Raw genomic sequence first — 22,533 nt, forward strand, 5'->3', positions numbered from 1 at the left:
GGGCCGGACGGCACCGGGCGGGACCGGGCCAGGGGTGGCGGCGGCGGGCCGGCCGCAGGGCACCCTGTTCAAGGGGACCCGGCTCGTGGGGACGTTCTTCGGGTCCGACGGGCCTGGCGGCACCACCTGGCACTGCACGGGCAGCGTCATCGACACCTCCGTACGGAACGTCGTCCTCACGGCGGCCCACTGTGCGCTGAGCATGAAGGGCGACTACATCTTCGTCCCGCAGTTCGCGCAGGGTGCCGGCCCCGACCAGCAGCCGTACGGCATCTTCCACATCCAGCACATCTACCGAGACCCCCGGTACACGCCCGACAAGGGCTCGTCGACCACCAAGGGCCCCTCGTCCGACCTGGACACGGCCTTCGCCCGGGTCTCGCCCAACCAGAACGGCCGGTCCCTCCAGGACGCCGTGGGCGGCGGACTGACCTTCACCCGGCCAGGCGGCTACACACAGAAGAACGTCACCGTCGTCGGTTACCCCTCGTACCAGCACAACAGCACGGGACAGGCCGTCAAGTGCACCGTGCCGACGACGCAGCTTCCCGGCTACCGGCAGATGTCCATGACCTGCGGCGGCTACTACGGCGGCACGTCCGGCAGCCCGTGGATCACCGACTACCAGGACGACGGCCGCAGCGGGCACGTCATCGGCAACCTGGGCGGCTACAACGGCGGCGGCAACGACGCGAACGTGGACTACGTCAGCTACGCCCCGGCGTTCGGCGCCGACGCCGCGAACCTCCTCGCGGACGCGGTGGCGGGCCAGGACCCGGACTCCGGTCTGCCGCCGTACCAGGGCCTGCAGTTGCCCGGTGGCGCGGCCCGCTGGCAGAAGGCCGCGCTGATGGCCTCCGCCGACTATACCGGCGACCACCTCGGCGATCTGCTCGTCGTCTGGCCCGACGGCGGGGTCACCCTGTACCCGGGGGACGGTCAGGGCGGGTTCGGGTCCGAACAGCGGCTGCTGGCGGCCAACTCCACCTGGACGCACGCCCGGAGCATCACCGGCGGGACCTTCGGCGGCGGCCGGCCGGGCCTGCTGGTGCGCTGGTCCGACGGCGAGGTCACCCTGTACCCGGACTTCGGCGCCTCCGGCGTGGGCAGGGAAGTACAGATGGCCAAGCCCAACTCCGACTGGAAGAACGCCGTGCAGCTCACCGCCGGGCAGTTCCACGGTGCCAAGGGCGCGACCGATCTGCTGGTGCGCCGGTCCGACGGCAGCCTGATGCTGTACACGGGGATCCGCTCCGGCTCCTTCGGCACCGGCAAGCGCATCCTCGCGGCGAACAGCACCTGGACCAAGGCCGCGCTGCTGACCGGCGGCGCCCTCAAGGGCACGGCCGGCGCGGACCTGCTCGTGCGCTGGTCCGACGGCTCGCTCGACAGCTACACCGGCGTCTCGTCCGCCGGACTCGGTACCCGGTCCCGGCTGCTCGGCCCGAACGGCACATGGCAGCACGCGCAGGTCATGACCTCCGGCGACCTCACCTCCGACCACACCGGCAACGATCTGGTCGTGCGCTGGTCCGACGGCGAGACCTCACTGTACGCCGAGACCGGCGCCAAGGCCCTCGGCACCGAGAACACGCTGGTACCGCCGGGCACCTGACCGACGCGGGCGGCTGGTGCGTATGGCAGAACGACGCGGGGGTCCGGGCACCGCACGGCTCCCGTCCCGGCGTACCTCGCACGCACACCGGCCGAAGGCACCGGCAGGTGGGAATGCCCGGCGGCCCGCCGCCCGTTGACGATCTCCGTCAGCTATCACCGGACAGGGGGAACGACGCATGACGATCGACGTGCACGGAACGGTGGCGGAGGAATTCGAGGGCGTACGCGAGGAGTTCGCGGCGGTGCTCGCCGAGGAGCGGGACGATCCGGGCGCCCAGCTCGTGGTGTACCGGCGCGGGCGGCGCGTGGTGGATCTGTGGGGCGGCGACGGCATCGACGGGGACTCGCTGACGACCCTGTACTCCATCGCCAAGGGGGCCGCGCACCTCGTCGTCGCGCTGCTGGTGCAGGAAGGGGTGCTCGACCTGGACCGTGAAGTGGCCGCGTACTGGCCCGAGTTCGGCACCCACGGCAAGGACCGGCTGACCCTGGGCGAACTCCTGGAGCACCGGGCCGGTCTCGTCGGCGACGCCGAACAACCCTTTACCGTCGAGGAATTGGCCGACGACCGGATCACCGCGGCCCGGCTGGCGGAGCGCAGGCCGCTGTGGGAGCCCGGCAGCGCCTGGGGCTATCACGCCTTCGTCATCGGCGCCCTCACCGGCGAGGTGGTGCGCCGGGTGACCGGCCGCTCGATCCAGGAGCTGTACGAGGAGCGGATCCGGGCGCCGTACGGCCTCGACTACTACCTGGGCCTGCCCGCGGCGGCCGAGTCGCGCTGGGTGGACGTACAGCCGCTGGTGCCGACCCCGGAGGAGGCCGCGCTGCTGAAGGAGCGGGCGGCGGCCCCGGACAGCATCCGCGGCATCGCCTTCAACGCGCACGCGCCGGAGCCGCTCGATCTGGTGGCGTTCGGCAACCACCCCCGGGTGAAGGCGCTCGGACCGGCGTCCTCGGGCGGGGTGGGCAACGCGCGGGGCGTCGCCGGGATGTTCGCGGCCGCCATCAGCACCGTGGACGGCAGGCCGCCGCTGCTCACGCCCGCGACCGCGGCCCGGTTCGCCGCGCTGCGCACCCCGGGCGGGCCGGACCTGGTCACCGGCAGCGACGACCACTTCGCGCGCGGATTCGAGCACACCCCCGCGCTCTTCCCGTTCCTCGACCCCGGCACCTTCGGGCACAGCGGGGCGACCGGCTCGCTGGGCTTCGCCGACCCGGCGAACGGCATCGCGTACGCCTACACCCGGCGCCGGTTCAACTTCCCGTCGGGGGTGGGCGCCGCCTGGGAGAACGGCCGTCTGGCGCAGTCCGTCCTGCGGGCGGCCGCCGCCCTGTGACACCGTGCTGACAGACGAGCGGGAAGGGCGCTGACATGGGTGACCTCTTTCTCGTCCGGCACGGTGAGACCGAGTGGTCGCGGTCCGGACGGCACACCGGCTGGACCGACGTGCCCCTCACCGAGCACGGGCGGGAGGAGGCGCGCCGGCTGGTGCCGCTGCTCTGCTCGCACCGCATCGGTGCCGCGTTCGTCAGCCCCCTGCGGCGGGCCCGGGAGACCGCCGAGCTGATCGGGATCCACGACGCCCGGGTCGACGGCGACCTGCGCGAATGGGACTACGGCGGGTACGAGGGCGTGACCACCGTGGAGATCCAGCGGACCCGGCCCGGCTGGTTCCTGTTCACGGACGGGGTCGCGCCGGGGCCGCCGGAACATCCGGGCGAGACCCCGGAGCAGGTCGGCGAGCGCGCCGATCGCGTGCTGGCCAAGGCAGACGCAGCCCTCGACGACACCGAGGGCGTCGTCGTCCTGATCGCCCACGGCCACTTCCTGCGCGTCCTCACCGCCCGCCGCCTCGGCCTGCCGCCCCGGCACGGGGCCCTGTTCCAGCTGGCGACGGGAACCCTGTGCCGGCTGGGCACGGAGCACGGGCGGCCGGTGGTGGCGGGGTGGAACATCCGGCCGCCGGCGTAAGGGGCGGGGCCCGGCCGGGTACGGCGTCCCCGGGCGTTGTCAGACCCGGACCGTACTCTGCGAAGAGGCCGCCCTTCCGTGGACGGCCCGGGTCAGGGGACGGCTGCGGAAGGAGTGCGCTGTGACTCGACCGCCGAGCGCCGCGCAGCGGCGTGTGATCGAGGGCGCCGATCCGGTGACCGGGCGGCTGCGCGGTACGGAGGCGCAGCTGGCTGCGCTGGTGAAGCGCGGGCTGGCCTTCCGCCACCCGCGCCCGCCGCACGAGCACTTCCTCACCCCGGCGGGCCATCGCATACGGGAGGCCGTACCCGAGCCGGTGACGCGGGAACCCGTGCCGGACGCGGGCGTGTTCGCGGCGCGGGTCGGCGGCGCGGAGGATCCGCCCGGGGACGCCGCGGCGCGGCTGCGTGAGGTGTGCGGCGCCTGGCAGGGGCTGCTGGAGCTGCGCCGGATGACCAGCCCCGACGGCGCCGTGGACCGGCCGTGCGGCTGGGAACGGGCGCATCTGGTCCGGGCCGCCGCGCTCGCCCTGGAGGCGGCCGGGCACCGGCCGGCGGACGGGGGTGCGGACGGCTACCGGGTGCGCGCGACCCCGCAGCCGGAGGCGGTCGCCGTGTACGCGCCGGACGCGGAGAGCCTGGCGGCCTGCGCGGCCACCCTGGAGCGCGCGGGCTGGCAGGCCGGCGAGTACACCGAGCCGCGGACGAGGGTGCGCTATCTGCTCGCCTCACCACGCCGGGTGTGATCGGCGTGCCAGGATCGGAGGGTCAGTGTGCCGTACAGAGAAGGGGAACCCGTGAGTGAGCCGTTTTCCGTGCGCGTCAGCGTCCGTGGCTACGAGACCGACACCCAGGGACACCTCAACCAGTCCGTGTACCTCAACTACGCGGAGCACGCCCGCTGGTCGCTGCTCCAGGCGGCGGGCATAGGCCAGGCGCGGCTCGTGGCCCGGGGTGTGGGTCCGGTGGCGCTGGAGACGACCATCCGCTACGAGCGCGAACTGCTCGCCGGCGACGAAGTCGATGTGACCTGTGCGTTCGAGTGGGGTGGCGGCAAGACATTCCGGATCCTGCAGGAGATACGCAAGGCCGACGGTACGGTGGCGGCCCGGATCAGCGCGGTCGTGGGCCTGCTGGACCTCAAGGAGCGCAAGCTGCTCACCGACCCGCGGGAGGTGTTCAAGCAACTGGCCACGGACCTCGCCTTGTTCGGCCTGTGACTCCGGAGGCTGTCTGCTCGACCTCACCCGGGCCGGGCACGCCCCTTGGTCCCAACTCGCCGCCGTCACCGGCTACTTCGACCAGTCGCACATGTCGTCCGGATGCCGCGTCCTGATGGGTGTCCCGCCGCGCTCGTACTTCACCGGCCGGCTGCCCGCCCGGACGCCCTGCCAGTCGGTGTCGCGCTTCTGAGCGAGCCCTCTCACGGTGTGGCCTGGTCGCGGCGCAGCGGCACAGGCACCTGGTTGAAGCCGTAGTACAGGGCGAGGAGGCCGTGCGCGGCGAGGGTCAGGGGGGCGGAGACGAAGGCGAGGCCCACCGTCAGGGGGTAGCCGAGGGAGCCGAGCGCGAAGCGGCGGCGGGTGGCGCGGGCCGCCGTGGTGTCCACGCGGGCGTCGAAGAGGTGGCCGGTGCGGGTGAGATGCCACCACAGTGCCTGGAAGGCGAGGGCCATGGCGACCATGACCAGGCTGTAGACCGCGGCCGCCGCATGCGAGGCGGTGCCCTCGCGCAGGTACTCGGCGAGCATCGCGGTCGGCCAGGGCACGGCGGCCACGACCATCAGCACCAGCAGGTTCACGAACATCAGCGTGCGGTCGACCCGGGCGACGTAACTGAACACCTGGTGGTGGTTCACCCACATGATCCCGATGACCAGGAAGCTCACCACATAAGCGGCGTACGACGGCCACTGCGCGCCGATCGCCGCCCACAGGCCGCCGTGGTCACCGGTCCTGGGCACCTTGATGTCCAGGATGAGCAGGGTGATGGCGATGGCGAACACGCCGTCGCTGAAGGCCTCGACCCGGCCGGACTCGTTCATGGGCATGCGGTCAAGACTGCCCGATACCACGCTGCGGGGCACGGCACTTGCCGTGCCCCGGGCGGGTGTTCAGTGGGCCGGTGTGAGTTCCTGGCCCGCCTCCATCGGGTGCGTGACGTCCTCGGCTTCGTCGCCCTTGCCGAAGTGGTTGAAGACGAGGTTCAGCAGGACGGCGGCGACACAGCCGGTGGAGATGCCGGAGTCCAGGACGATCTTCGCGGTCTCGGGGAAGGCGTGGTAGAAGCCCGGCGCGGTGATCGGGATGAGGCCGACCGCGAGGGAGACGGCGACGATCAGGACATTGTTGTCCTTCTCCAGTCCGGCCCTGACCAGGGTCTGGATGCCGCTCGCGGCGACCGAGCCGAACAGGACGACGCCGGCACCGCCGAGGACCGGGCGGGGGACGACCGCGATGAGCGAGGCGGCCATCGGACACAGGCCCATCAGGACCAGGAAGCCGCCGCCCACGGCGACGACGAAGCGGCTGCGGATCCGGGTCATGGCGACCAGGCCGATGTTCTGCGCGAAGGCGCTGCACATGAAGCCGTTGAACAGCGGGCTGAGCGCGGAGCCGAGGGTGTCGGCGCGCAGGCCGGCCGCGATGGTCTTCTCGTCCGAGGGGCGTTCGACGATCTCGCCGAGCGCCAGCATGTCGGCTGTGGACTCGGTCATGGAGACGACCATGACCACGCACATCGACAGGATCGCCGCGATGTGGAAGGTCGGGGCGCCGAAGTGGAACGGCGTCGGGAAGCCGACGACGTCGGCATGGGCGACGGGGCTGAAGTCCGCGGCGCCGAAGGGTATCGCGATGAGCGTGCCGAGGATCAGGCCGAGCAGGACCGCGATCTGCTTGACGAAGCCACGGGTGAAGCGGCGCAGCAGCAGGACGATCAGGAGGGTGATGCCGGCGAGGGTGAGGTTGGTCGTCGAGCCGTAGTCGTGCGCGGCGGGGTTCGGGCCCTGGGCCCAGCCGAAGGCGACGGGCAGCAGGGAGACGCCGATCAGGGTGATGACCGAGCCGGTGACGACGGGCGGGAAGAAGCGGATGGCCTTGCTGAAGAAGGGGGCGGCGACGAAGCCGAGCAGACCGGCGACGATGACCGCGCCGAAGATCATCGGCAGGGCGTCGGACTTGTCCTTGGCGGAGGCGACGATCGCTGTCATGGGGGCGACACCGGCGAAGGTGACGCCGTTGACGAAGGGGAGGCGGGCGCCGATCTTCCAGATGCCGAGGGTCTGCAGGAAGGTGGCGAGCCCGGCGGTGAACAGACAGGCTCCGGTGAGGAAGGTGAGGTCGGTGGCGGACAGGCCTACGGCCGCGCCGACGATCAGGGGTGGGGCGACGACTCCCGCGTACATGGCAGCCACGTGCTGCAGTCCGCTGGTCGCCATTTTGAGGGCGGGGAGTTTCTCGTCTACTGGATGGGCGGCCACGGCGGCTCCTCCGGTCGGGTAACACGTCGTCGTCAACGCGGGTTTCATGGAGGTGGTGCGAGTGATCGTGCGGGACCGGGACGGGGTGGCGCTGAGCGGTCGAGCGGTGACCGTTCCGGGGCGCGTGCGTCCACACGCGCCCCGGAGACGGCTGTCGTGAACCCCGCTCGGGTCCACGAACCCCGGCCGGGAGCCGTCCCTCCCGACCGGAGCGTGTCCGGCGAGCCGCCCACAGGGGGCGACCGCCGCGTCTTCCGGCAGGCCGCCTGTACGAGGCGAACTGCCAAGTCCTCCGGCAACCCGCCCGTACAAGGCGAACTGCCAAGTCCTCCGGCAAGCCGGCCGCATGTTCCGGCCTGCCGAGACCTGCGGCGAGCCACCCGTACCGGGCGACCGCCACGTTTTCCGGCAACCCGCCCGTACGAGGCGAACTGCCAAGTCCTCCGGCAAGCCGGCCGCATGTTCCGGCCTGCCGAGACCTGCGGCGAGCCACCCGTACCGGGCGACCGCCACGTTTTCCGGCGAGCCCCCCGTAGAGGGCGACCGCCAAGATTGCCGGCGGGCCACATGTGCGGGGCGACCGCCGCGTTTGTCGAGTTGTCGACGGACCACCCGTGCGGGGCGGCCGTCGCGTCCTTCGGCGGGGCCGCTCGGGGCGGCTTCGCCGTAGGCGTCCGGTGGGCCGGCCGTGGGAGCGGCCGGCCTCCGGAGTCGGTGGGGATCAGGCCTGGGCGGTGATCCGGGCGAGGCGCTGGGCCTCTTCTCGGGTGGAGCGGGCGATGGCGTCCTCGTCGACGTGGAGCAGGCGGCCGTTCTCCACGATCTGCCGGCCGTTGACGAAGGAGGCGCTGACCGGGGCCGCCGCACCGAAGACCAGCGCGGTCACCGGGTCGGCGATGGAGGCGTGGGCGAGAGTGTCCATCTTCCACAGCACCACGTCGGCCAGCTTGCCGGCCTCCAGCGAGCCGATCTGGTCGGCCCGGCCGAGCACCTGCGCGCCGCCGTGGGTGCCGAGCCGCAGCGCCTGACGGGCATTGAGCGCGGCCTCGCGGTGGGCGCCGAGGCGGTTGATCAGCAGGGCGTTGCGCAGTTCGGTGTGGAGTTCGCCGGACTCGTTGGACGCGGTGCCGTCGACGCCGAGGCCGACCGGGACGCCCGCCTTCAGCATGTCGGGGACGCGGGCGATGCCGGCGGCGAGGCGGGCGTTGGACGAGGGACAGTGGGCGACACCGGTCTTGGTGCGGGCGAAGGCGGCGATGTCGGAGTCGTTCATGTGGACGCAGTGCGCCATCCACACGTCCTCACCGAGCCAGCCGGTGGACTCGAAGTAGTCCGTCGGGCCCATGCCGAACAGCTCGTGGCAGAACTTCTCCTCCTCCACGGTCTCCGAACCGTGGGTGTGCAGCCGTACGCCCAGCCGGCGCGCCAACTCGGCGCCCTGCTTGAGGAGTTCGGTGGACACGGAGAAGGGGGAGCAGGGGGCGACGGCCACCTGGGTCATGGCGTCGAAGGAGGCGTCGTGGTGCCGCTTGACCGTCTCCTCGGTTCCGGCGAGCGCGCCCTCCAGGGTCTCGACGGCGAAGTCCGGCGGCAGGCCGCCGTCCTTCTCGCTGCGGTCCATCGAGCCGCGGGCCAGCGTGAAGCGGACGCCCATCTCGGCGGCGGCCCGGATGATCGACCCGGACAGGTCGCCTGAGCCGTGCGGGTAGACGTAGTGGTGGTCCATGGCGGTGGTGACACCACCGCGGGCCATCATGGCGAGGGAGCCCTGCGCGGCCGCATAGGTCATCTGCTCGTCGATGCGCGCCCAGGTGGGGTAGAGCGCGACGAGCCAGTTGAACAGGTTGTGGTCGGTGGCCAGGCCCCGGGTGATCCACTGGTAGAAGTGGTGGTGGGTGTTGACCAGACCGGGCGTGGCCAGATGGCCGCTCGCGTCGATCCGGCGCACCACGTTCCCGAGGTTCGCGGGGGCCTGGCCCGCGCCGAGCGACTCGATGCGGTTGCCGGCGAGGACCAGGTACCCGGAGGCGTACTCGGTGTCGCCCGCGTCCACGGTCGCGATGGCGCAGTTCTCGATGACGATGCGCTGGTCTGCCGATGGTGCCATCGTGCTTCCTTGTCTTTCAGTGGCGGGCCGTGGACCGAAGGGGTGTCCACGGGGAGGGCACGGCAGGACCCTAGGAGGATTTGAGTGCCGGGGCGGGGCTGCCGCTCCGGGTGCCGAGATGGTGGAAGAACAGATTGAGCAGGACCGCGACGAGCGCGCCCGCGCTGATGCCCGAGCCGAGCACGGTCTGCGCCCAGGCCGGGAAGCCGGCATAGAAGGTCGGTGCGGCCAGCGGGATGATGCCGGCGCCGAGTGCCACGGCGACCAGGACGATGTTGGAGCTGTCGTCGAGCCCGGCTTCCGACAGTGTACGGATACCGCTGACGGCGATGGAGCCGAAGAGCACGATGCCCGCGCCGCCGAGGACCGGCAGGGGGACCAGGGAGACGACCGCGCCGAGGACCGGGAACGCGCCGAGGACGAGCAGGGCGCCACCGGCGACCGCGACGACATAGCGGCTGCGCACCCGGGTCAACGACACCACGCCGACGTTCTGGGCGAAGGCGGAGGTGGGGAAGCCGCCGAAGACGGGCCCGAGCAGGGTGGCGATGCCGTCGGTGCGCAGGCCCCGGGTGAGGGTCTGCGCGTCGGTGCGGCGCCCGCAGATCTCGCCGAGGGCGAGCATGCCGGCGCTCGACTCGGTCATCAGCACCAGCATCACGATGCACAGCGACAGGACGGCCGCGGGCTGGAACACGGGCGCGCCGAAGCCGAACGGCGCCGGCAGCGCGGCGACGGGCGCGGACTTCAGGGTGCCGAAGTCGGCCATGCCGAACGGGATGGCGGTCAGGGTGCCGATGAGCAGCCCGAAGAGCAGGGCGACCTGCTTGACGAAGCCGCGGCCGAAGCGCTGGATCAGCAGGATGACGGCGAGTGTGAAGCCGGCGAGCGCGAGGTTCCGCATGGCGCCGAAGTCGGGGGCGGTCTTGTCACCGCCCTGTGCCCAGCTGACCGGGACCGGCAGCAGGGTGACGCCGATCAAGGTGATGACGACGCCGGTGACGAGCGGCGGGAAGAAGCGCAGCAGCCGCCCGAAGAAGGGTCCGACGGCGAGGCAGAAGACGCCGGCGACCATCACCGCGCCGTAGATGGCCGGGAGTTGGTGCCCCTTGCTGTTGGTCTCGGCGATCGCGAGGATCGGGGCGATGCCGGCGGAGGAGGCGGCGTTGACGAAGGGCAGCCGGTTGCCGACGAGGCCCCTGACGCCGATGGTCTGCAGGACGGTCGCGACACCCGCGATCAGCAGGCTCGCGGCGATCAGCCGGGTGCGGGCGGCCAGGTCGAGTCCGCAGGCCTGGCCGATGATGAGCGGAGGAGTGACGACGCCCGCGTACATCGCGGCGATGTGCTGGAGCGCGGCGGGGACGAGCCGCGCGACAGGAAGCTTCTCGTCCACCGGGTGCACGGACGTGACGGCGTCCTCGGTGTGCACCGGCGGGGTGGAACAGGGGGCTTCGGCCGGTCCCTGTGCAGGCTGTGCCATGGGGTTCCCTCCGGTGTGGCGTATCCCCGGCCCGGGCGGCAGGACCGGGGACACGCGTCCCGCGTCAGAGGTTGGTCATGTCGACCGGGATCTTCGGCTCACAGCCGTCCCGGAGGATGGTCGCCTCGATCAGGCCGTAGGGCCGGTCGGCGGCGTAGTAGACCTCGTTGTCGTTCTTGAGCCCGAAGGGCTCCAGGTCGACCAGGAAGTGGTGCTTGTTCGGCAGCGAGAAGCGGACCTCGTCGATCTCGCTGCGGTTGTTGATGATGCGCGAACCCATCTGGTACAGCGTCTGCTGCAGGGAGAGGGAGTACGTCTCGGCGAAGGCCTGGAGCATGTGCTTCTTGACCTGCTCGTAGGACTTCTCCCAGTTGGGCATCTTCTGCTCGTCGTCGGTCCAGTTGAACCGCCAGCGGGCGGAGACCTGGGTCGCCAGGATGCGGTCGTACGCCTCCTGCAGGGTCGTGTACTTGTCCTTGACGTAACCCCAGAATTCAGAGTTCGTCGAGTTCATCACGATGAGGTCCTTCAGACCGGAGACGACCTCCCACTTCTCACCGTCGTAGGTGACCTGGGTGACGCGGATCTCCTGGCCCTTGCGGACGAAGGAGTGCTTGACCTCGTCGGCGCCGATGAACTTGGAGTTGGCGTCGGAGGTCTCGATCCGCTCCCAGGCGTACTCCTCGATCCGGATCCGGGCGCGGTGGATCGGCTCCTGCGAGGTGACGAAGTGGCGGGCGAGGTGGATGCCGAACTGCTCGGCGGACTCGATGCCGTACTCCTTGGCGAACGCGAACACCGTGTTCTTGGTGGTGTCGGTCGGCAGGACGTTGGCATTGGAGCCGGAGTAGTGGACCTCGTCCATGTCGCCGCTCAGGGCGACGGAGACATTGAGGTCCTTGATGTGGTGGGTGGCGCCGTCCCGCGTGATCTTGACGACTCGGTTCTCGGCTTTGCCGTACTGGTTCTGTCCAAGAATCGTGGGCATGGTGTCTGCTAGCTCCCTCGGTAAACGGAGTAGCCGAACGGGTTGAGCAGCAGCGGTACGTGGTAGTGCTCGCCCGGTACGACGGCGAACGTGATCGCCACCTCCGGGAAGAACACGGCGCGTCCGCTGTCCCGATTCGCGGGGGCGTCCTGCTGCGCATCGGCTTGCTTGTTCTCGAACTGCAAGAAATACGCCTCGACCGCGAAGTCGAGCCGTACGTGTGTGGTCCCCTCCGGCAGTGCCGGCAGGTCCTTGCACCGGCCGTCGGCGTCGGTCGCGGAGCCGCCGAGCGTCTTCCAGTCCGCATCCGGGCCGCTGCGGGCCGCGAGCTGGATGGCGACGCCCTCGGCGGGGCGGCCGATCGAGGTGTCCAGGATGTGGGTGGACACGGAGGCGGTGGTGCTGGTGCTCATGGTGTCAGGCCTCCTCTTCGACGAGTCGGGCCAGTCGGATGCGGTTGATCTTGCCCAGCTCGGTGCGGACGATCTCCCGCTCCTGCTCCGGCGCGTTCCCGATCCGCTCCTTGACGGCGTCGCGCATCTGCTCACCGGTCCGGCCGGTGGCGCAGATCAGGAACACATGGCCGAACTTGTCCTGGTAGGCCAGGTTGAGTTCGAGCATCTCTGCCTTGAGCGCCTCCGAGGCGCCGGCCATGCCGCGCTGCTCGCGGGCGGAGGTGGGGTCGCCGGGCTTGGGGCGGCCGATCGGCGGGTGTCCCGCCATGGCCTCCTCCAGGTCCGCCGTGGTCAGCTCGGCCATGGCGGCGTCACTGGTCGCGTAGAGCTCGTCGGCGCCGGCGTAGGGGCGGGCGGCGAGCAGCCGCCGGGCCCACGCGGTGGAGGCACACGCCTCGTGGAGGGCGGCGAGTGCCGCGCGTTCCTCCAGGTCGTTGAACCGGGCCAGACCCGGGGGCGTGGAAGTCGAAGTCACGGGAGCCTCCGTGGCCGGATTCGGCCTTCGTGCTGAACGGGCTGCGAACAGCTAACGCCCTCCGAAACACCACGTCAACACTTTGTTGAAAATTCGGCGGCAACGCCACGGATCCCGTGGCGCCGGCTCAGGCACCCTTCTCTCGGTTGAGGTAGTTGTAGACGGTGAAGCGGCTCACCCCGAGCGCGCCGGCCACGGTTTCCACGCCGTGCCGTACGGCGAAGGCGCCGCGGGCCTCCAGTATCCGCACGACCTCCTGTTTCGCTTTGCGGTCCAGGTCGGCCAGCGGGCGGCCCTCCCTGCGCTCCATGGCGGCCAGGATGTGGTCCAGGGAGTCGGCGAGCTGAGGCAGGCGTACGGCGACGACGTCGACGCCCTCCCAGGCGAGGACGACGTCCTCGGGGCCGGCCTCGTCGGTCGGGATCATCTCCCCGCCCATGGCATCGACCAGCGGTTTCACAGCCGTGATGAAGGGCTCGTCGCCGGTGCCGGTCATTCGCCCGCTCCGATCACGTTGACCTGCAGCGAGATCCGGGTGGCACCGGCTTCCAGGGACTTGCGCAGCAGCGCGTCCACGGCGCTCAGCACCGCGTCGGCGCCGCCCTCCGCCGTGTTGCCGAACGGGCCGACGTCCACCGCGTCCAGCTCCGCCGCCTCGATCACCTCGCGGGCCGCCATCGCGTGCGCGGGCGCCTCGTCCAGGTCGAAAGGCTCGGTCGTGAACTCCACTCTCAATCGCATTGCGCCCCAAAACATCCATCTGACCTGCACCTTTACCCCGATCTCCCTTCGCGAGGGCACATCAGGGCACAACGGGGACACATCGACCGACTGCTCCACAGCCACGATGCACCGCAGGCCGATCAATTTCACGGCGACGAGCCGGTTCGCCCGTCACGAGGGGACCCTAGCCGACCAGAGCATGCCTCCGCCCTGCCCGTGACCCAGGAACTGACGTCGAATGTCACACCCCCGGGTACGGCCGGTTACGGGTCCCGCCCGCTCTCACCTTGACTCTGAGTGACCACTCGCAGGGAGCGTGGTCGACGACGAAGCGGTTGGCAGGGCTGAGGTTGTGGGGCCCAAGGTGTGCGGTCGCCGTCGCGGGCGAGGACGAGCAGGTCGGCTCCTTCGGCCGCAGCGACGACCTCCCGCTCGACACGACCGGTCCGCTCCAGGCAGGTGCAGGTGCGTCCGAGGCGAGCTTCGGCGGCCATGAGGAGCTGCCGGGCTGATGTGGCAGCCAGGTCCTCCAGTCGGGTGCCGGGGTCGCGCTCTCCGTGGCCGCGTCCGAGCAGTCCGGCGAACGCGCCGTGTGCGACGCCTGGGACCTCGTGGCCGCTGACGTGGAGCAGGACGATCTCGGCGGCCTCCGTGACATGCGTGCGGGCGGCGTCGACGCAGGCGGGTCAGGTGCCCTCGGTGATCCAGACGACGACGGCCACGGCTTCATCCTCCGACGATCTGCAGTGCTCCCCACAGTGCCACCACGGACAGCGCCAGTGCGGCGGGCACGACGAGCAACCCCAGCCGGGTGAACTCGCCCAGGTCCACGTCGGTGTCGTGTTCACGGACGATGCGCCGCCACAGCAGGGTGGCCAGGGAGCCGGCGTAAGTGAGGTTGGGGCCGATGTTCACCCCGAGCAGCACCGCCAGAACTGCGCCGGCCCCGGCCGGAGCGGCGAGCGGTAGCAGGACGAGGGTGGCGGGCAGGTTGTTGATCACGTTCGCCAGGAGGGCGGCAAGAGCGGCGATACCGAGCAGGGCGGGCAGCGCAGTGCCGTGCGGGACGAGGTGCGCGAGGGCGGAGGCGAGGCCGTTGTCGACCACCGCGCGGACCACGACGCCGAGCGCCAGCACGAAGGCCAGGAACGGCACCGCGGCGGAGCGGGCGATCGTGGCCGGGGTGGTGCGGCGCCGGGCCAGGGCGCGGGCGGCGAGCACCAGGGCGCCGGCCAGCGCCGCCCAAGCCGGGTTGATGCCGAGCGCGGAGGTGAGGACGAACCCGGCCAGCGTGCAGGCGACGGTGACCAGGGCGAACAGCGGCATCTCCGGCGCCGCCCCGACGGGTGGAGCCTGAGCGCCCGCGTCCAGGTCGGTGGCGAAGAACCGCCGCAGGACCGCGTACTCGACGGCGATGCCGGCCAACCACGGCAGCGCCATCAGTGCAGCGAAGCGGGTGAAGGTCAGTCCGCTGGCCGCGAAGGCGAGCAGGTTGGTGAGGTTGGAGACCGGCAGCAGCAGCGAGGCGGTGTTGGAGAGGTGGGTGCAGGCGTAGACGTGCGGTTTGGGACGGGCGCCGAGTCGGGCGGCGGTGGCGAACACCACCGGGGTGAGCAGGACCACGGTGGCGTCCAGGCTGAGCACCGCCGTGATCACCGACGCGACCGCGAACACCTGCACCAGCAGCCGACGCGGGTGCCCCACGGCGGTTCGGGCCATCCAGGCCCCGCAGGCGTGGAACAGGCCCTCGTCATCGCACAGCTGGGCGAGCACGAGCACGGCCGCGAGAAAGCCGATCACCGGGCCGAGCCGGGCGGCCTCGGCCGCCGCGTGGTCCAGCGAGATCGCGCCCGTGGCGATCACCAACCCTGCCGCCGGGACCGCGACCACTGCCTCCGGCCAGCCCCACGGCCGCACCACCGCGCAGGCCAGCACCACCACCAGCAGGCCGACCGACAATGCCTCCGCGATAGACGTGTTCAGGGTCTGCTCCTTGCAGGCGGTGGCGACGGGCGCCACTCATCGAAGCAGAAAGCCTTGCAGGTACGACCCACTGCATGTCTTGGCCATCCGGCGCACGTGGTGGTTCCAGCTGAAAGCGGACACTTAGCGTATCCATCGACGCGGCCAGATACGGCTAGATATCCGTCACAGCCAGGATCGCGAAGACCTCCAGACAAAAACAGTCCCCGGTAGTGCTGCACGTGTCCTTAAGCTTCAGTCGTCACTGCCGCTTCGGTATCGCGCCGGCTTGCCGGGGGCCTAAACCACATCCTGTCCGAGTCACTCCGCCGACTAGACGTCCTCACCAGCTTTATGACTGTTCCGGTGCTGTGGCCTAGCAATCAGCCTGCACAGAATTCACCTCAAGTCAATACACTCTTGGGTAAATTTTTTCGCCGACCCAGACGCTCCGCACTGACCGTGCACAGAACCACGACCCGCGATTCGTCCGTGAGCACGTCGTCGATCCGGATGCGGAACGAGCCCCCGGACAGCTCCATCACCCGCCCGAAGAATCGGAACATGCCAGGTGATGTCGCCGGCACCGAAAGCTTTGTACGCCCCCTCGACCAGTTTCCGGTTGTCGGTGGCCATCGTTGCCGGTGCGAGCTGCGAGCCGGGCCGATATCGCGAGCGAGAAGCGACAGCGCCAGAAGCCGTCGAGGCATGCATCGGTGAGTGCGGCGGCCACCTGCGTGCACGCGCATCCAGCCGCGGGCGTCACTCTCCGTCGACGCCCGGTCGGATCTCGACGGTGAAGGCCGCGTCGGCGGGGCCGGCGCCTTCCTCGTCCTCCCAGACGATCACGCGCACGTGTTGCTGGACGGCGCCATGGCGGTCCCACTCGGTCACCAGGTCGGTGACTACGAGGGCGGCGACGTACTCGGCGTCCTCCTCCGGGTCGTCGGTGGTGACGGTCCCCCGCCAACGCTCGGGATGGTCGCCGTAGGGGCGCCAGCCCTCGGAGCCGTGCGGCTCCTCCACCCGGTACACCCAGTCCGTCTCGGTACTCATGAGCCGCTCCCGTCACCTTCCCTGCGGTTGCCAGGTGGCCGGCTGCCCGGCGCCCGCCCTGCTCTCACTTCTGGTTCAGGAGGCGTGGCCGAACCCGCTTGAGTGGATGACACGCCCGTGGCGGCGGTGGCTGTCGGGCTCGCGGTGGAGCGCGACGAGAGCCGCGTCGTCGTTGAGGCGCCCACGGGTATGGGCGAGCAGATCGCGCTGGATGTGGTGGAGCAGTGATTCGGGGCCGGCCTTGTTCCACTGGGCGGCCCGTGCCTCGAAGGGGTAGAAGCGGCCCTGGGCGTCGCGGGCTTCGATGACGCCGTCCGTGTAGAGCAGGAGGGTGTCGCCGGGCTCGAAGGAAACCACGTCGATGGTGTATGCATCCGGTCCCGTCTCCGCGATGCCCAGGGGCGGCGCGGGGTGCAGGCTGGGGACGGTCAGCGCGTTACCGGGGCTGAGCAGCAGGGGCGGGGGGTGTCCGCAGCTGATCATCCGGGTGATGTGGTCGTCGTCGGGGAGTTCCAGGAGCAGGGTGGTGGCGAAGCGTTCACCGGCCTCGGCGGGCGGCTCGAAGTCGGCCAGGTAGCGGGTCACGCTCTGTTCGAGGGTGGCGGCCAGATCGGGGAGGGTGGCGTGCCGGTGGGCGGCCTCGCGGAAGGCACCGAGCAGGAGGGCGGATTCGCCGATGGCGGACAGGCCCTTGCCCCGCACATCTCCGATCATGATGCGTACGCCGCCGGTGACGCGGGTGGCCGCGTACAGGTCACCGCCGATCTGTGCCTCGTCCTCGGCGGCCAGGTACAGGCAGGCGATCCGCAAGGGGCCCATCCGCTCGGGCAGCGGCCACAGCAGGCTGTGCTGCGCGGCTTCTGCGACCGACCTCACCTGGGCCAGCTGGCGCTGGTGTCGCTCGCGTACCAGGCCGAAGAACACGATCAGGGCCGACAGCACCGCGAGGGCGAGGATCTGGACCAGCACGTTGCGCGAGAACAGTACGCCGAAGTGCCAGCCGATGTACGCCTGTGCCGCCACGGCCAGGAAGCCGATCAGCCCGGTCAGCCTGGGACCGGCGAACGAGGCGGTGATCGCGGGTGCGATGACCAGGAGCGGGCCGAGATGGATGTCCCCCGGGACCAGTTGGTCCACCACGGTGATCACCAGGATGAGCACGATCGGGATCAGCAACAGCGCGTGGCTCGACTGCCGTGGCTGCCGCACACCAGCCCAGCCGTGCCCGGCGTTCACATCTTCCACAGTGCCACCGCCGAGGACACGTGACGAACAGGGACCGCTGTGACCTCCAGCGATGGGTGGCCAGGGAAACACCGCCGGTGGGCGGTGATCCACCGCATCGAGAACGGCAGGCTTGCCGGGAAGCGGTCGGACAACGATCTCCTCGGCTCCCTTCAGCAGCTCGGTGTCGTCCCGACGCCCGGCGGAGCGTTGGGATGGCCCAAAGCTGCACCGCGGTCCGGGCGGGACTCGCTTCGTCCGCAGCCGGAGCCGGGATCGCCGGTCGCGGAAGCATTCCGGGCCGCCTAGCCTGAGATCAAGGGTCCTTGAGTTGAAGGGAGCCCGAGATGCATTTCGTCCTGCTCGCGACCCACACGCCGGACACCTGTCCGACCGCCAACGCGGCAACGCGCGACCTGATGCTGAAGACCGCTCCCGATCTGCCGAACCTCGCCCAGAAGGCAGGCGTCGACATCGTGGCCGGTCCCTTCGTCAACCGCGAGCACACGGTTGTCGCGGTCGTGCAGTCGGACAAGGCCGAGAATGTCGACCGCTTCCTCATGGAGTCTCGTCTCTCCCAGTGGAACAGCGTTCATGTGCTGCCGTCCCTGACCTTGGAAGAAGGTCTCACCGAGATCCAGGCGCAGACGCCGATCTTCTGACCCACCCGCCGATGTGCAGACACACCGGTGCCATGGAGAGCGTCGCGTCGAGGCCAGTTGCCCGTCATCGGCCGACGGCAATCAAGCGTTGGCGGCGGAAGACCGCGTAGCGGGTCGCCGGCGCGAGACGTTCGAGACGTTGATGCAATCGGTGGCGGGCCGTCATACGCGGGTCGAACCCCGCCGTCACGCCCGCGCGTTGGTGCGATCTTCGCTACGCGCATGCCCCGCGCGGACAGCAGCACCATCCGGGCCCGCCGCCAGGTCACCACCGGCCCGGTGCCCCTGCGGATGATTCGCAGCGGGCGCTGTCCCTCATCACTGTCGATCTCGCGGACCCGTACTGCTCTGCCACCCGCACAGTCTCCTGGGAAGAGGAGGCGTCCAGGTTCAGAACGGGCCAGGTGCCTGCCGGTGCGGTGTCAGGCCAACACCTCTCGGATCCAGGACCTTTCCGTGCGGCTGGTGGCTCGGGCGATGATGAGCATGCCGCGCCGGTAGGGGTCGTCGATGTCGTCGGCGCCCAGTGGACGGTCACCGTCGTGGAAGAAGCTCGCGGGCTGTTCCAGGAATTCCAGCCGCCGACGCAGTACCGCGTGCTGGTCCGCGGTCTCGGGCAGGTGGGAGAGGAAGGACAAGACCGTGAAGTACCGGGTGCTGTCGCTGATGTCCAGGCCGTTGGCCTCCCGTAGTCGGCGCAGCAGCTCGCAGTGGCCGGCATCGGTCAGGCTCAGGGTGTGCCGCTGAGCGGCCGAGGCGCCCGGTTCGGTCCGCCGGTCGAGCAGCCCGGCGCTGACCAGCCGGTTGATCGCCGGGTAGAGGCTGCCGTCGCTGACGGGCCGGGCATGGCCGGACAAGTGCGCTATCCGGTGCCGCAGTTGATAGCCGTGGAGCGGCCCCTCGGCCAGGAATCCCAGGATCGCGAGTTCGAGCATGCTGCTACTCTCGCACATCGAAACGAGGTACCTCGCATCGATGTAGGAGGCAGCGATGACGTACACCGAGGAATGGGTGACCACGCGGGCGCGCAACGCCTACGAGCGCGGCCGGGCATCGTTCGACGTACGGCCCGAAAAGGCGGCGCTGCTCGTCATCGACATGCAAGACGAATTCGTCCGGCCCGGCTGGAGTCCCTACTGGGTGCCTGCGGCAACCCGGATGGCGCCCCGGCTGCACCAACTGGTCGAACAATGCCGGGCCGCCTCCGTCCCTGTGCTCTGGACCATCTTCGACGACACGCACCTCGGACTGGACCGGCCGCACGCCTTGCGGTTCCTCCCGCACGCCGACACCGACTGGCGTCGGCCGGGCCCCGCCGAGGTATGGGCCCGGATGGGCCACCACCCCGACGAGGCCGTGATCCGCAAGCCCTCCTACGGGGCGTTCTACGACACCCCGCTCGATACGATGCTGCGCAATCTCGGCCGCGACACGGTCATCGTCACGGGAACGCTCACCAACTACTGCTGTGGCACCACGGCCCGGCAGGCATACGAACGCGGCTACAAGGTCGTCTTCGGATCCGACGTCACGGCCACCGACGACGAGTCCCGGCAAGAGCCCGAACTCGCCGTCCTGCGCAAGGGCTTCGCGCTCGTTCTGACCGCCGAAGAGATCACCAACCGACTGACCGCTGCCGCCCCGGCATCAGAAGACGAGGAACGGGCGAACGTTGCCTGATGGCCGGTAAGCCGCGACGAACGGGGGTCGACGGCTCCCACATCCGCGCCCTCAAAGGGGGCGCCGACACGGCAGTCCGCGACGGCACGCTGCTCTCCCGCTCCCTCACCGCCGTCCAGCGCGACGAGGCCGAGCTCCCGGCCGTTGTCGCACAGTACGAGCTCCGAATGATCGACTACGGCTTCACCGCCGTCACAGAAGGCTTGCACACACCTACCTGACTTCCGTCGCACGGGCTCAACCCAACGCGCGGCACCCTCCGCGTCCTCCAGCCGTCCCCCACTACCCCACTCCTCCACTCCTCCACTCCTCCACTCCGTGCGACGGACCTGCCGTCCGGCCACGTAGAGCGGACGACGGATCCATGCAGGGAGGGGACGGAACAATGACAGCGCGTGAGCTCAAAGGAGCGTTGCGGGGTGCCAGGGGTTCGGCGGTCGCGGCGGCGGCGATGGCCGCGCTGACCGCGTCGCAGGGGCCGGGGGCGTTCCCGGCGCGGGCCACGGAGCCCGCGCGGCAGGCGGCACCCGCCGTCGAGGGGGGACCGAGCGTGTCCGGTGACACGCCCTACCGCACCGATCTGCCCCCACTGCGCACCCCTGAGCGGGCCTCGGCACAGGCCGCGACGGGCGGCGCCCTGCCCGCGACCGTGTTCGCCGCGTACCGGCGCGCCGAGGAGGAGCTGGCGCGCACCGCGCCCGGCTGCCGGCTGCGCTGGCAGCTGCTGGCCGCGATCGGCCAGGTGGAGTCCGGACAGGCACGGGGCGGCCGGGTGACCCCGGACGGTACGACCGTGACGCCCATCCTCGGTCCCCGGCTGACCGGCGGTGCCTTCGCCGTCGTGGCGGACACCGACGGCGGCGTGTACGACGGGGACGCGGTGTACGACCGCGCGGTCGGCCCGATGCAGTTCATCCCGTCGACCTGGGCCCGCTGGGGCGCGGACGGCAACGGCGACGGGCGCGCGGACCCGGACAACGTGTACGACGCGGCGCTCGCCGCCGGCCGCTACCTGTGCGCGGACGGCCGGGACCTGGCGGACCCCGCCGACCTGGACCGGGCGATCCTCGGCTACAACCACTCGGACGCCTATCTGCGCACGGTCAAGTCCTGGTACGCGTACTACCTGACGGGACACCAGGTGGTGCCGGACGCACCAGCCGGGTCCCGCGCCGGGTCCCGCGACCAGCCGAAGACGTCCCGCCCCAAGGCCCCGGAGCCCTCGCCGAAGCCGTCGCAGGACCGGCAGCCGGGCCGCCCGGGCCCTTCGCGCACGCCGTCGGCACCCCCCGCCTCGCCCTCCCCCGCCCCGTCCCGTACGGCTCACGCCCCCGAGGAGTCCGGGATGCCGCAGGTCCCTGTCCCCGAGCCGACCCTCACCCTGCCCGGCGGCGGCGTGCTGCCGGTGCCGGGCCGCTGACCACCGGCAACAGCTAGAACACGATGGGCGTCTCCCCCTCCACAACCGCGGATACCCGGCGGTAATGTCGCCACCCGCCGGAAGCACCGGACCGGCGGGTGAGTGCAAAGGGGCCCTCATGGCGACGGACATGCATGCGGACACAGCGGCCGCCGACGAGCGCTGGCAGCGCATGTGGAGCCACCGTGAGCAGTTGCTCAAGGTGGCCCGGCGCCGTTCGATGAGCCTGGAGGACGCCGAGGACGCCGTGCACGAGGCGATGCTGCGCGCCGCGGAGCGCCCGGACCTCGACGACGAGCGGCTCGGCGCCTGGCTGACGACGGTGACCATGCGGTTGTGCGTCGACCGGTACCGGCAGGTCAACCGCGAGGCCGAGGTGGGCAGCCGCCCCACGCTCGTCGCGCCGGGCCCGGTGCCGGTCGAGGAGGTGGTGTGCGACCGGGCCGAGGCGAAGTGGCTCGCCGTGCGCAGCGGGGAGCTGCCCGCCCGGCAGGCGGAGGCGCTGCGGCTGAAGTCCGAGGACCTGGACGTGAGCCAGGTCGCGGTGCGGATGGGGCTCAGCTACCGGACCGTCGAGTCGCTGCTCGCCCGGGCCCGGCGGACACTGCGCGCCTCGCTGGCCGGGACGCTCGGGTTCGTCCTGTTCCTGGTCGGGCACGGGCGGCTGCGCGGGGGCGGCAAAGCTCAGGCGGTCGCGGTCACCTCGACGGCGGCGACCCTGGTGGTCGCCGGATTCGTGCTGCCGCACACGCTCGACGCGGGCGGAGACAGGAGCGGTTCCGTGCCGCGGCCGGCCGCCGCGTCCGGCGACGCGCAGCCGCTGCCCGGCGAGGCCACGGCCCGGGCGCACAGCCCTGGGACCCGCACCCCCTCGCCCACGGTATCGGGGACGCCCGGCCGGACGCCCTCACCCACCGAGGCAACGACCCTGCCGCTGCCGGTGGTGTCCGTGCCCTCCCTGCCGGGCGTGTCCTCGTCCCCGCTCCCGGAGCTGTCGGCGCCGCAGGTCCCGCGGCTGCCCGGCGTACCGAACGCGCCAGGCCTGCCGACCATGCCGGACCTGCCGACGAAGTCCGCCGCCCCATCGGTCCCGTCGCCTCCCCCGGCCCCACCGTCCACTTCCCTCTCCGTCACCGCCCCGAGGACACCCTCCGGTACGCCGTCGCCGAAGCTGCCGTAGCCCCCGTCCATGCGTCCGGAAAAAATTCCGCGATCGCCGCGACGGACGC

Annotated in this window: 23 protein-coding genes and 2 pseudogenes; 10 read left to right on the forward strand and 15 right to left on the reverse strand. The window is 70.9% G+C overall.

Translation table 11 applies throughout. The features are described from left to right. The first annotated feature begins 34 nt into the window (after positions 1 to 34). The 5 genes from M878_RS58285 (at position 35) to M878_RS58305 (ending at position 4,808) form a co-directional block, all read left to right on the forward strand. Positions 35 to 1,615, forward strand: coding sequence for a trypsin-like serine peptidase (locus M878_RS58285; protein WP_023545750.1), 1,581 nt, complete (start codon positions 35 to 37; stop codon positions 1,613 to 1,615). Positions 1,616 to 1,793: 178 nt separating this feature from the next. Then, positions 1,794 to 2,954: a serine hydrolase domain-containing protein gene (locus tag M878_RS58290; protein ID WP_023545751.1), complete on the forward strand. Its 1,161-nt coding sequence runs from the start codon at positions 1,794 to 1,796 to the stop codon at positions 2,952 to 2,954. A gap of 35 nt (positions 2,955 to 2,989) precedes the next feature. Beyond that, entirely contained in the window at positions 2,990 to 3,589 is a 600-nt protein-coding gene (locus M878_RS58295; RefSeq protein WP_023545752.1) for a histidine phosphatase family protein, read from the forward strand. A 121-nt stretch (positions 3,590 to 3,710) separates the two neighbouring features. Beyond that, positions 3,711 to 4,334, forward strand: a complete 624-nt coding sequence (locus tag M878_RS58300) for a hypothetical protein (RefSeq protein WP_023545753.1) — start codon at positions 3,711 to 3,713, stop codon at positions 4,332 to 4,334. 51 nt (positions 4,335 to 4,385) lie between these two features. Continuing rightward, entirely contained in the window at positions 4,386 to 4,808 is a 423-nt protein-coding gene (locus tag M878_RS58305; protein ID WP_031224539.1) for an acyl-CoA thioesterase, read from the forward strand. A 203-nt stretch (positions 4,809 to 5,011) separates the two neighbouring features. On the opposite strand, the gene M878_RS58310 is transcribed toward M878_RS58305, so the two are convergent. The 13 genes and pseudogenes from M878_RS58310 to M878_RS58365 all read right to left on the reverse strand — a co-directional run bounded on the left by M878_RS58310 (position 5,012) and on the right by M878_RS58365 (position 17,554). Beyond that, a complete protein-coding gene (locus M878_RS58310; protein WP_037730085.1) occupies positions 5,012 to 5,638 on the reverse strand; it encodes a TMEM175 family protein in 627 nt (208 codons plus the stop codon). 63 nt (positions 5,639 to 5,701) lie between these two features. Continuing rightward, entirely contained in the window at positions 5,702 to 7,069 is a 1,368-nt protein-coding gene (locus M878_RS58315) for a nucleobase:cation symporter-2 family protein (RefSeq protein WP_031224540.1), read from the reverse strand. A 721-nt stretch (positions 7,070 to 7,790) separates the two neighbouring features. Beyond that, entirely contained in the window at positions 7,791 to 9,176 is a 1,386-nt protein-coding gene (locus tag M878_RS58320; RefSeq protein ID WP_023545758.1) for an 8-oxoguanine deaminase, read from the reverse strand. A 70-nt stretch (positions 9,177 to 9,246) separates the two neighbouring features. Further along, positions 9,247 to 10,659, reverse strand: coding sequence for a nucleobase:cation symporter-2 family protein (locus M878_RS58325; protein WP_031224541.1), 1,413 nt, complete (start codon positions 10,657 to 10,659; stop codon positions 9,247 to 9,249). Between the two features lie 64 nt (positions 10,660 to 10,723). Beyond that, a complete protein-coding gene (pucL, locus tag M878_RS58330) occupies positions 10,724 to 11,647 on the reverse strand; it encodes a factor-independent urate hydroxylase (protein ID WP_023545760.1) in 924 nt (307 codons plus the stop codon). Positions 11,648 to 11,655: 8 nt separating this feature from the next. Further along, positions 11,656 to 12,060, reverse strand: coding sequence for a hydroxyisourate hydrolase (uraH, locus tag M878_RS58335; RefSeq protein ID WP_023545761.1), 405 nt, complete (start codon positions 12,058 to 12,060; stop codon positions 11,656 to 11,658). Between the two features lie 4 nt (positions 12,061 to 12,064). Further along, positions 12,065 to 12,577, reverse strand: a complete 513-nt coding sequence (gene uraD, locus M878_RS58340) for a 2-oxo-4-hydroxy-4-carboxy-5-ureidoimidazoline decarboxylase (protein ID WP_023545762.1) — start codon at positions 12,575 to 12,577, stop codon at positions 12,065 to 12,067. A 127-nt stretch (positions 12,578 to 12,704) separates the two neighbouring features. Then, positions 12,705 to 13,073 carry a helix-turn-helix domain-containing protein gene (locus M878_RS58345; protein ID WP_023545763.1) on the reverse strand — a complete coding sequence of 123 codons (369 nt, stop codon included), beginning with the start codon at positions 13,071 to 13,073 and terminating at the stop codon, positions 12,705 to 12,707. Beyond that, entirely contained in the window at positions 13,070 to 13,318 is a 249-nt protein-coding gene (locus M878_RS58350; RefSeq protein WP_031224542.1) for a YkoF family thiamine-binding protein, read from the reverse strand. The genes M878_RS58345 and M878_RS58350 overlap by 4 nt, the downstream gene beginning before the upstream one ends. Positions 13,319 to 13,541: 223 nt before the next feature. Then, a pseudogene (locus tag M878_RS99680) lies at positions 13,542 to 14,022 on the reverse strand (universal stress protein). 4 nt (positions 14,023 to 14,026) lie between these two features. After that, positions 14,027 to 15,283, reverse strand: a complete 1,257-nt coding sequence (locus tag M878_RS58355; protein ID WP_031224543.1) for an SLC13 family permease — start codon at positions 15,281 to 15,283, stop codon at positions 14,027 to 14,029. A gap of 741 nt (positions 15,284 to 16,024) precedes the next feature. Continuing rightward, positions 16,025 to 16,318 (reverse strand): hypothetical protein, encoded by a 294-nt coding sequence (locus tag M878_RS58360; protein ID WP_023545767.1) that lies wholly within the window; start codon positions 16,316 to 16,318, stop codon positions 16,025 to 16,027. A 75-nt stretch (positions 16,319 to 16,393) separates the two neighbouring features. After that, positions 16,394 to 17,554 (reverse strand): PP2C family protein-serine/threonine phosphatase, encoded by a 1,161-nt coding sequence (locus M878_RS58365; protein ID WP_023545768.1) that lies wholly within the window; start codon positions 17,552 to 17,554, stop codon positions 16,394 to 16,396. A gap of 335 nt (positions 17,555 to 17,889) precedes the next feature. Between M878_RS58365 and M878_RS47355 the strand changes: the two genes are divergently transcribed. After that, positions 17,890 to 18,204: a hypothetical protein gene (locus M878_RS47355; protein WP_023545769.1), complete on the forward strand. Its 315-nt coding sequence runs from the start codon at positions 17,890 to 17,892 to the stop codon at positions 18,202 to 18,204. Between the two features lie 203 nt (positions 18,205 to 18,407). On the opposite strand, the pseudogene M878_RS000000101360 reads toward M878_RS47355, so the two are convergent. Together M878_RS000000101360 and M878_RS58370 are read right to left on the reverse strand one after the other, a co-directional pair. After that, positions 18,408 to 18,608, reverse strand: a pseudogene (locus tag M878_RS000000101360) (hypothetical protein); the annotation flags it as partial. An 18-nt stretch (positions 18,609 to 18,626) separates the two neighbouring features. Then, positions 18,627 to 19,139: a PadR family transcriptional regulator gene (locus tag M878_RS58370; RefSeq protein WP_023545770.1), complete on the reverse strand. Its 513-nt coding sequence runs from the start codon at positions 19,137 to 19,139 to the stop codon at positions 18,627 to 18,629. A 55-nt stretch (positions 19,140 to 19,194) separates the two neighbouring features. Between M878_RS58370 and M878_RS58375 the strand changes: the two genes are divergently transcribed. The 4 genes from M878_RS58375 to M878_RS58390 all read left to right on the forward strand — a co-directional run bounded on the left by M878_RS58375 (position 19,195) and on the right by M878_RS58390 (position 22,484). Then, the gene (locus M878_RS58375; RefSeq protein WP_023545771.1) at positions 19,195 to 19,884 is read left to right on the forward strand and encodes a cysteine hydrolase family protein; all 690 of its coding nucleotides are present in this window, start codon (positions 19,195 to 19,197) and stop codon (positions 19,882 to 19,884) included. Then, on the forward strand, positions 19,884 to 20,105 hold the full coding sequence (locus tag M878_RS58380) for a hypothetical protein (protein WP_023545772.1): 222 nt from the start codon (positions 19,884 to 19,886) through the stop codon (positions 20,103 to 20,105). Before M878_RS58375 ends, M878_RS58380 begins: the two co-directional genes overlap by 1 nt. A gap of 164 nt (positions 20,106 to 20,269) precedes the next feature. Continuing rightward, complete coding sequence (locus tag M878_RS58385; protein WP_106962687.1) at positions 20,270 to 21,304, forward strand: lytic transglycosylase domain-containing protein; 1,035 nt, start codon at positions 20,270 to 20,272, stop codon at positions 21,302 to 21,304. Positions 21,305 to 21,422: 118 nt separating this feature from the next. Further along, the gene (locus M878_RS58390) at positions 21,423 to 22,484 is read left to right on the forward strand and encodes an RNA polymerase sigma factor (protein WP_023545774.1); all 1,062 of its coding nucleotides are present in this window, start codon (positions 21,423 to 21,425) and stop codon (positions 22,482 to 22,484) included. The last annotated feature ends 49 nt before the right edge of the window (positions 22,485 to 22,533 follow it).

Origin of the sequence: Streptomyces roseochromogenus subsp. oscitans DS 12.976, from assembly GCF_000497445.1 — a bacterium.
GTDB lineage: Bacteria > Actinomycetota > Actinomycetes > Streptomycetales > Streptomycetaceae > Streptomyces > Streptomyces oscitans.

What these genes read in the sequence shown, in the direction of transcription:
- M878_RS58290 (WP_023545751.1), top strand. Translation starts at nt 1,794, where the DNA reads ATGACGATCGACGTGCACGGAACGGTGGCGGAGGAATTCGAGGGCGTA.
- M878_RS58295 (WP_023545752.1), top strand. Translation starts at nt 2,990, where the DNA reads ATGGGTGACCTCTTTCTCGTCCGGCACGGTGAGACCGAGTGGTCGCGG.
- M878_RS58310 (WP_037730085.1), bottom strand. Translation starts at nt 5,638, where the DNA reads ATGCCCATGAACGAGTCCGGCCGGGTCGAGGCCTTCAGCGACGGCGTG.
- M878_RS58320 (WP_023545758.1), bottom strand. Translation starts at nt 9,176, where the DNA reads ATGGCACCATCGGCAGACCAGCGCATCGTCATCGAGAACTGCGCCATC.
- M878_RS58325 (WP_031224541.1), bottom strand. Translation starts at nt 10,659, where the DNA reads ATGGCACAGCCTGCACAGGGACCGGCCGAAGCCCCCTGTTCCACCCCG.
- pucL (WP_023545760.1), bottom strand. Translation starts at nt 11,647, where the DNA reads ATGCCCACGATTCTTGGACAGAACCAGTACGGCAAAGCCGAGAACCGA.
- uraH (WP_023545761.1), bottom strand. Translation starts at nt 12,060, where the DNA reads ATGAGCACCAGCACCACCGCCTCCGTGTCCACCCACATCCTGGACACC.
- M878_RS58345 (WP_023545763.1), bottom strand. Translation starts at nt 13,073, where the DNA reads ATGACCGGCACCGGCGACGAGCCCTTCATCACGGCTGTGAAACCGCTG.
- M878_RS58350 (WP_031224542.1), bottom strand. Translation starts at nt 13,318, where the DNA reads ATGCGATTGAGAGTGGAGTTCACGACCGAGCCTTTCGACCTGGACGAG.
- M878_RS58360 (WP_023545767.1), bottom strand. Translation starts at nt 16,318, where the DNA reads ATGAGTACCGAGACGGACTGGGTGTACCGGGTGGAGGAGCCGCACGGC.
- M878_RS47355 (WP_023545769.1), top strand. Translation starts at nt 17,890, where the DNA reads ATGCATTTCGTCCTGCTCGCGACCCACACGCCGGACACCTGTCCGACC.
- M878_RS58370 (WP_023545770.1), bottom strand. Translation starts at nt 19,139, where the DNA reads ATGCTCGAACTCGCGATCCTGGGATTCCTGGCCGAGGGGCCGCTCCAC.
- M878_RS58375 (WP_023545771.1), top strand. Translation starts at nt 19,195, where the DNA reads ATGACGTACACCGAGGAATGGGTGACCACGCGGGCGCGCAACGCCTAC.
- M878_RS58380 (WP_023545772.1), top strand. Translation starts at nt 19,884, where the DNA reads ATGGCCGGTAAGCCGCGACGAACGGGGGTCGACGGCTCCCACATCCGC.
- M878_RS58385 (WP_106962687.1), top strand. Translation starts at nt 20,270, where the DNA reads ATGACAGCGCGTGAGCTCAAAGGAGCGTTGCGGGGTGCCAGGGGTTCG.
- M878_RS58390 (WP_023545774.1), top strand. Translation starts at nt 21,423, where the DNA reads ATGGCGACGGACATGCATGCGGACACAGCGGCCGCCGACGAGCGCTGG.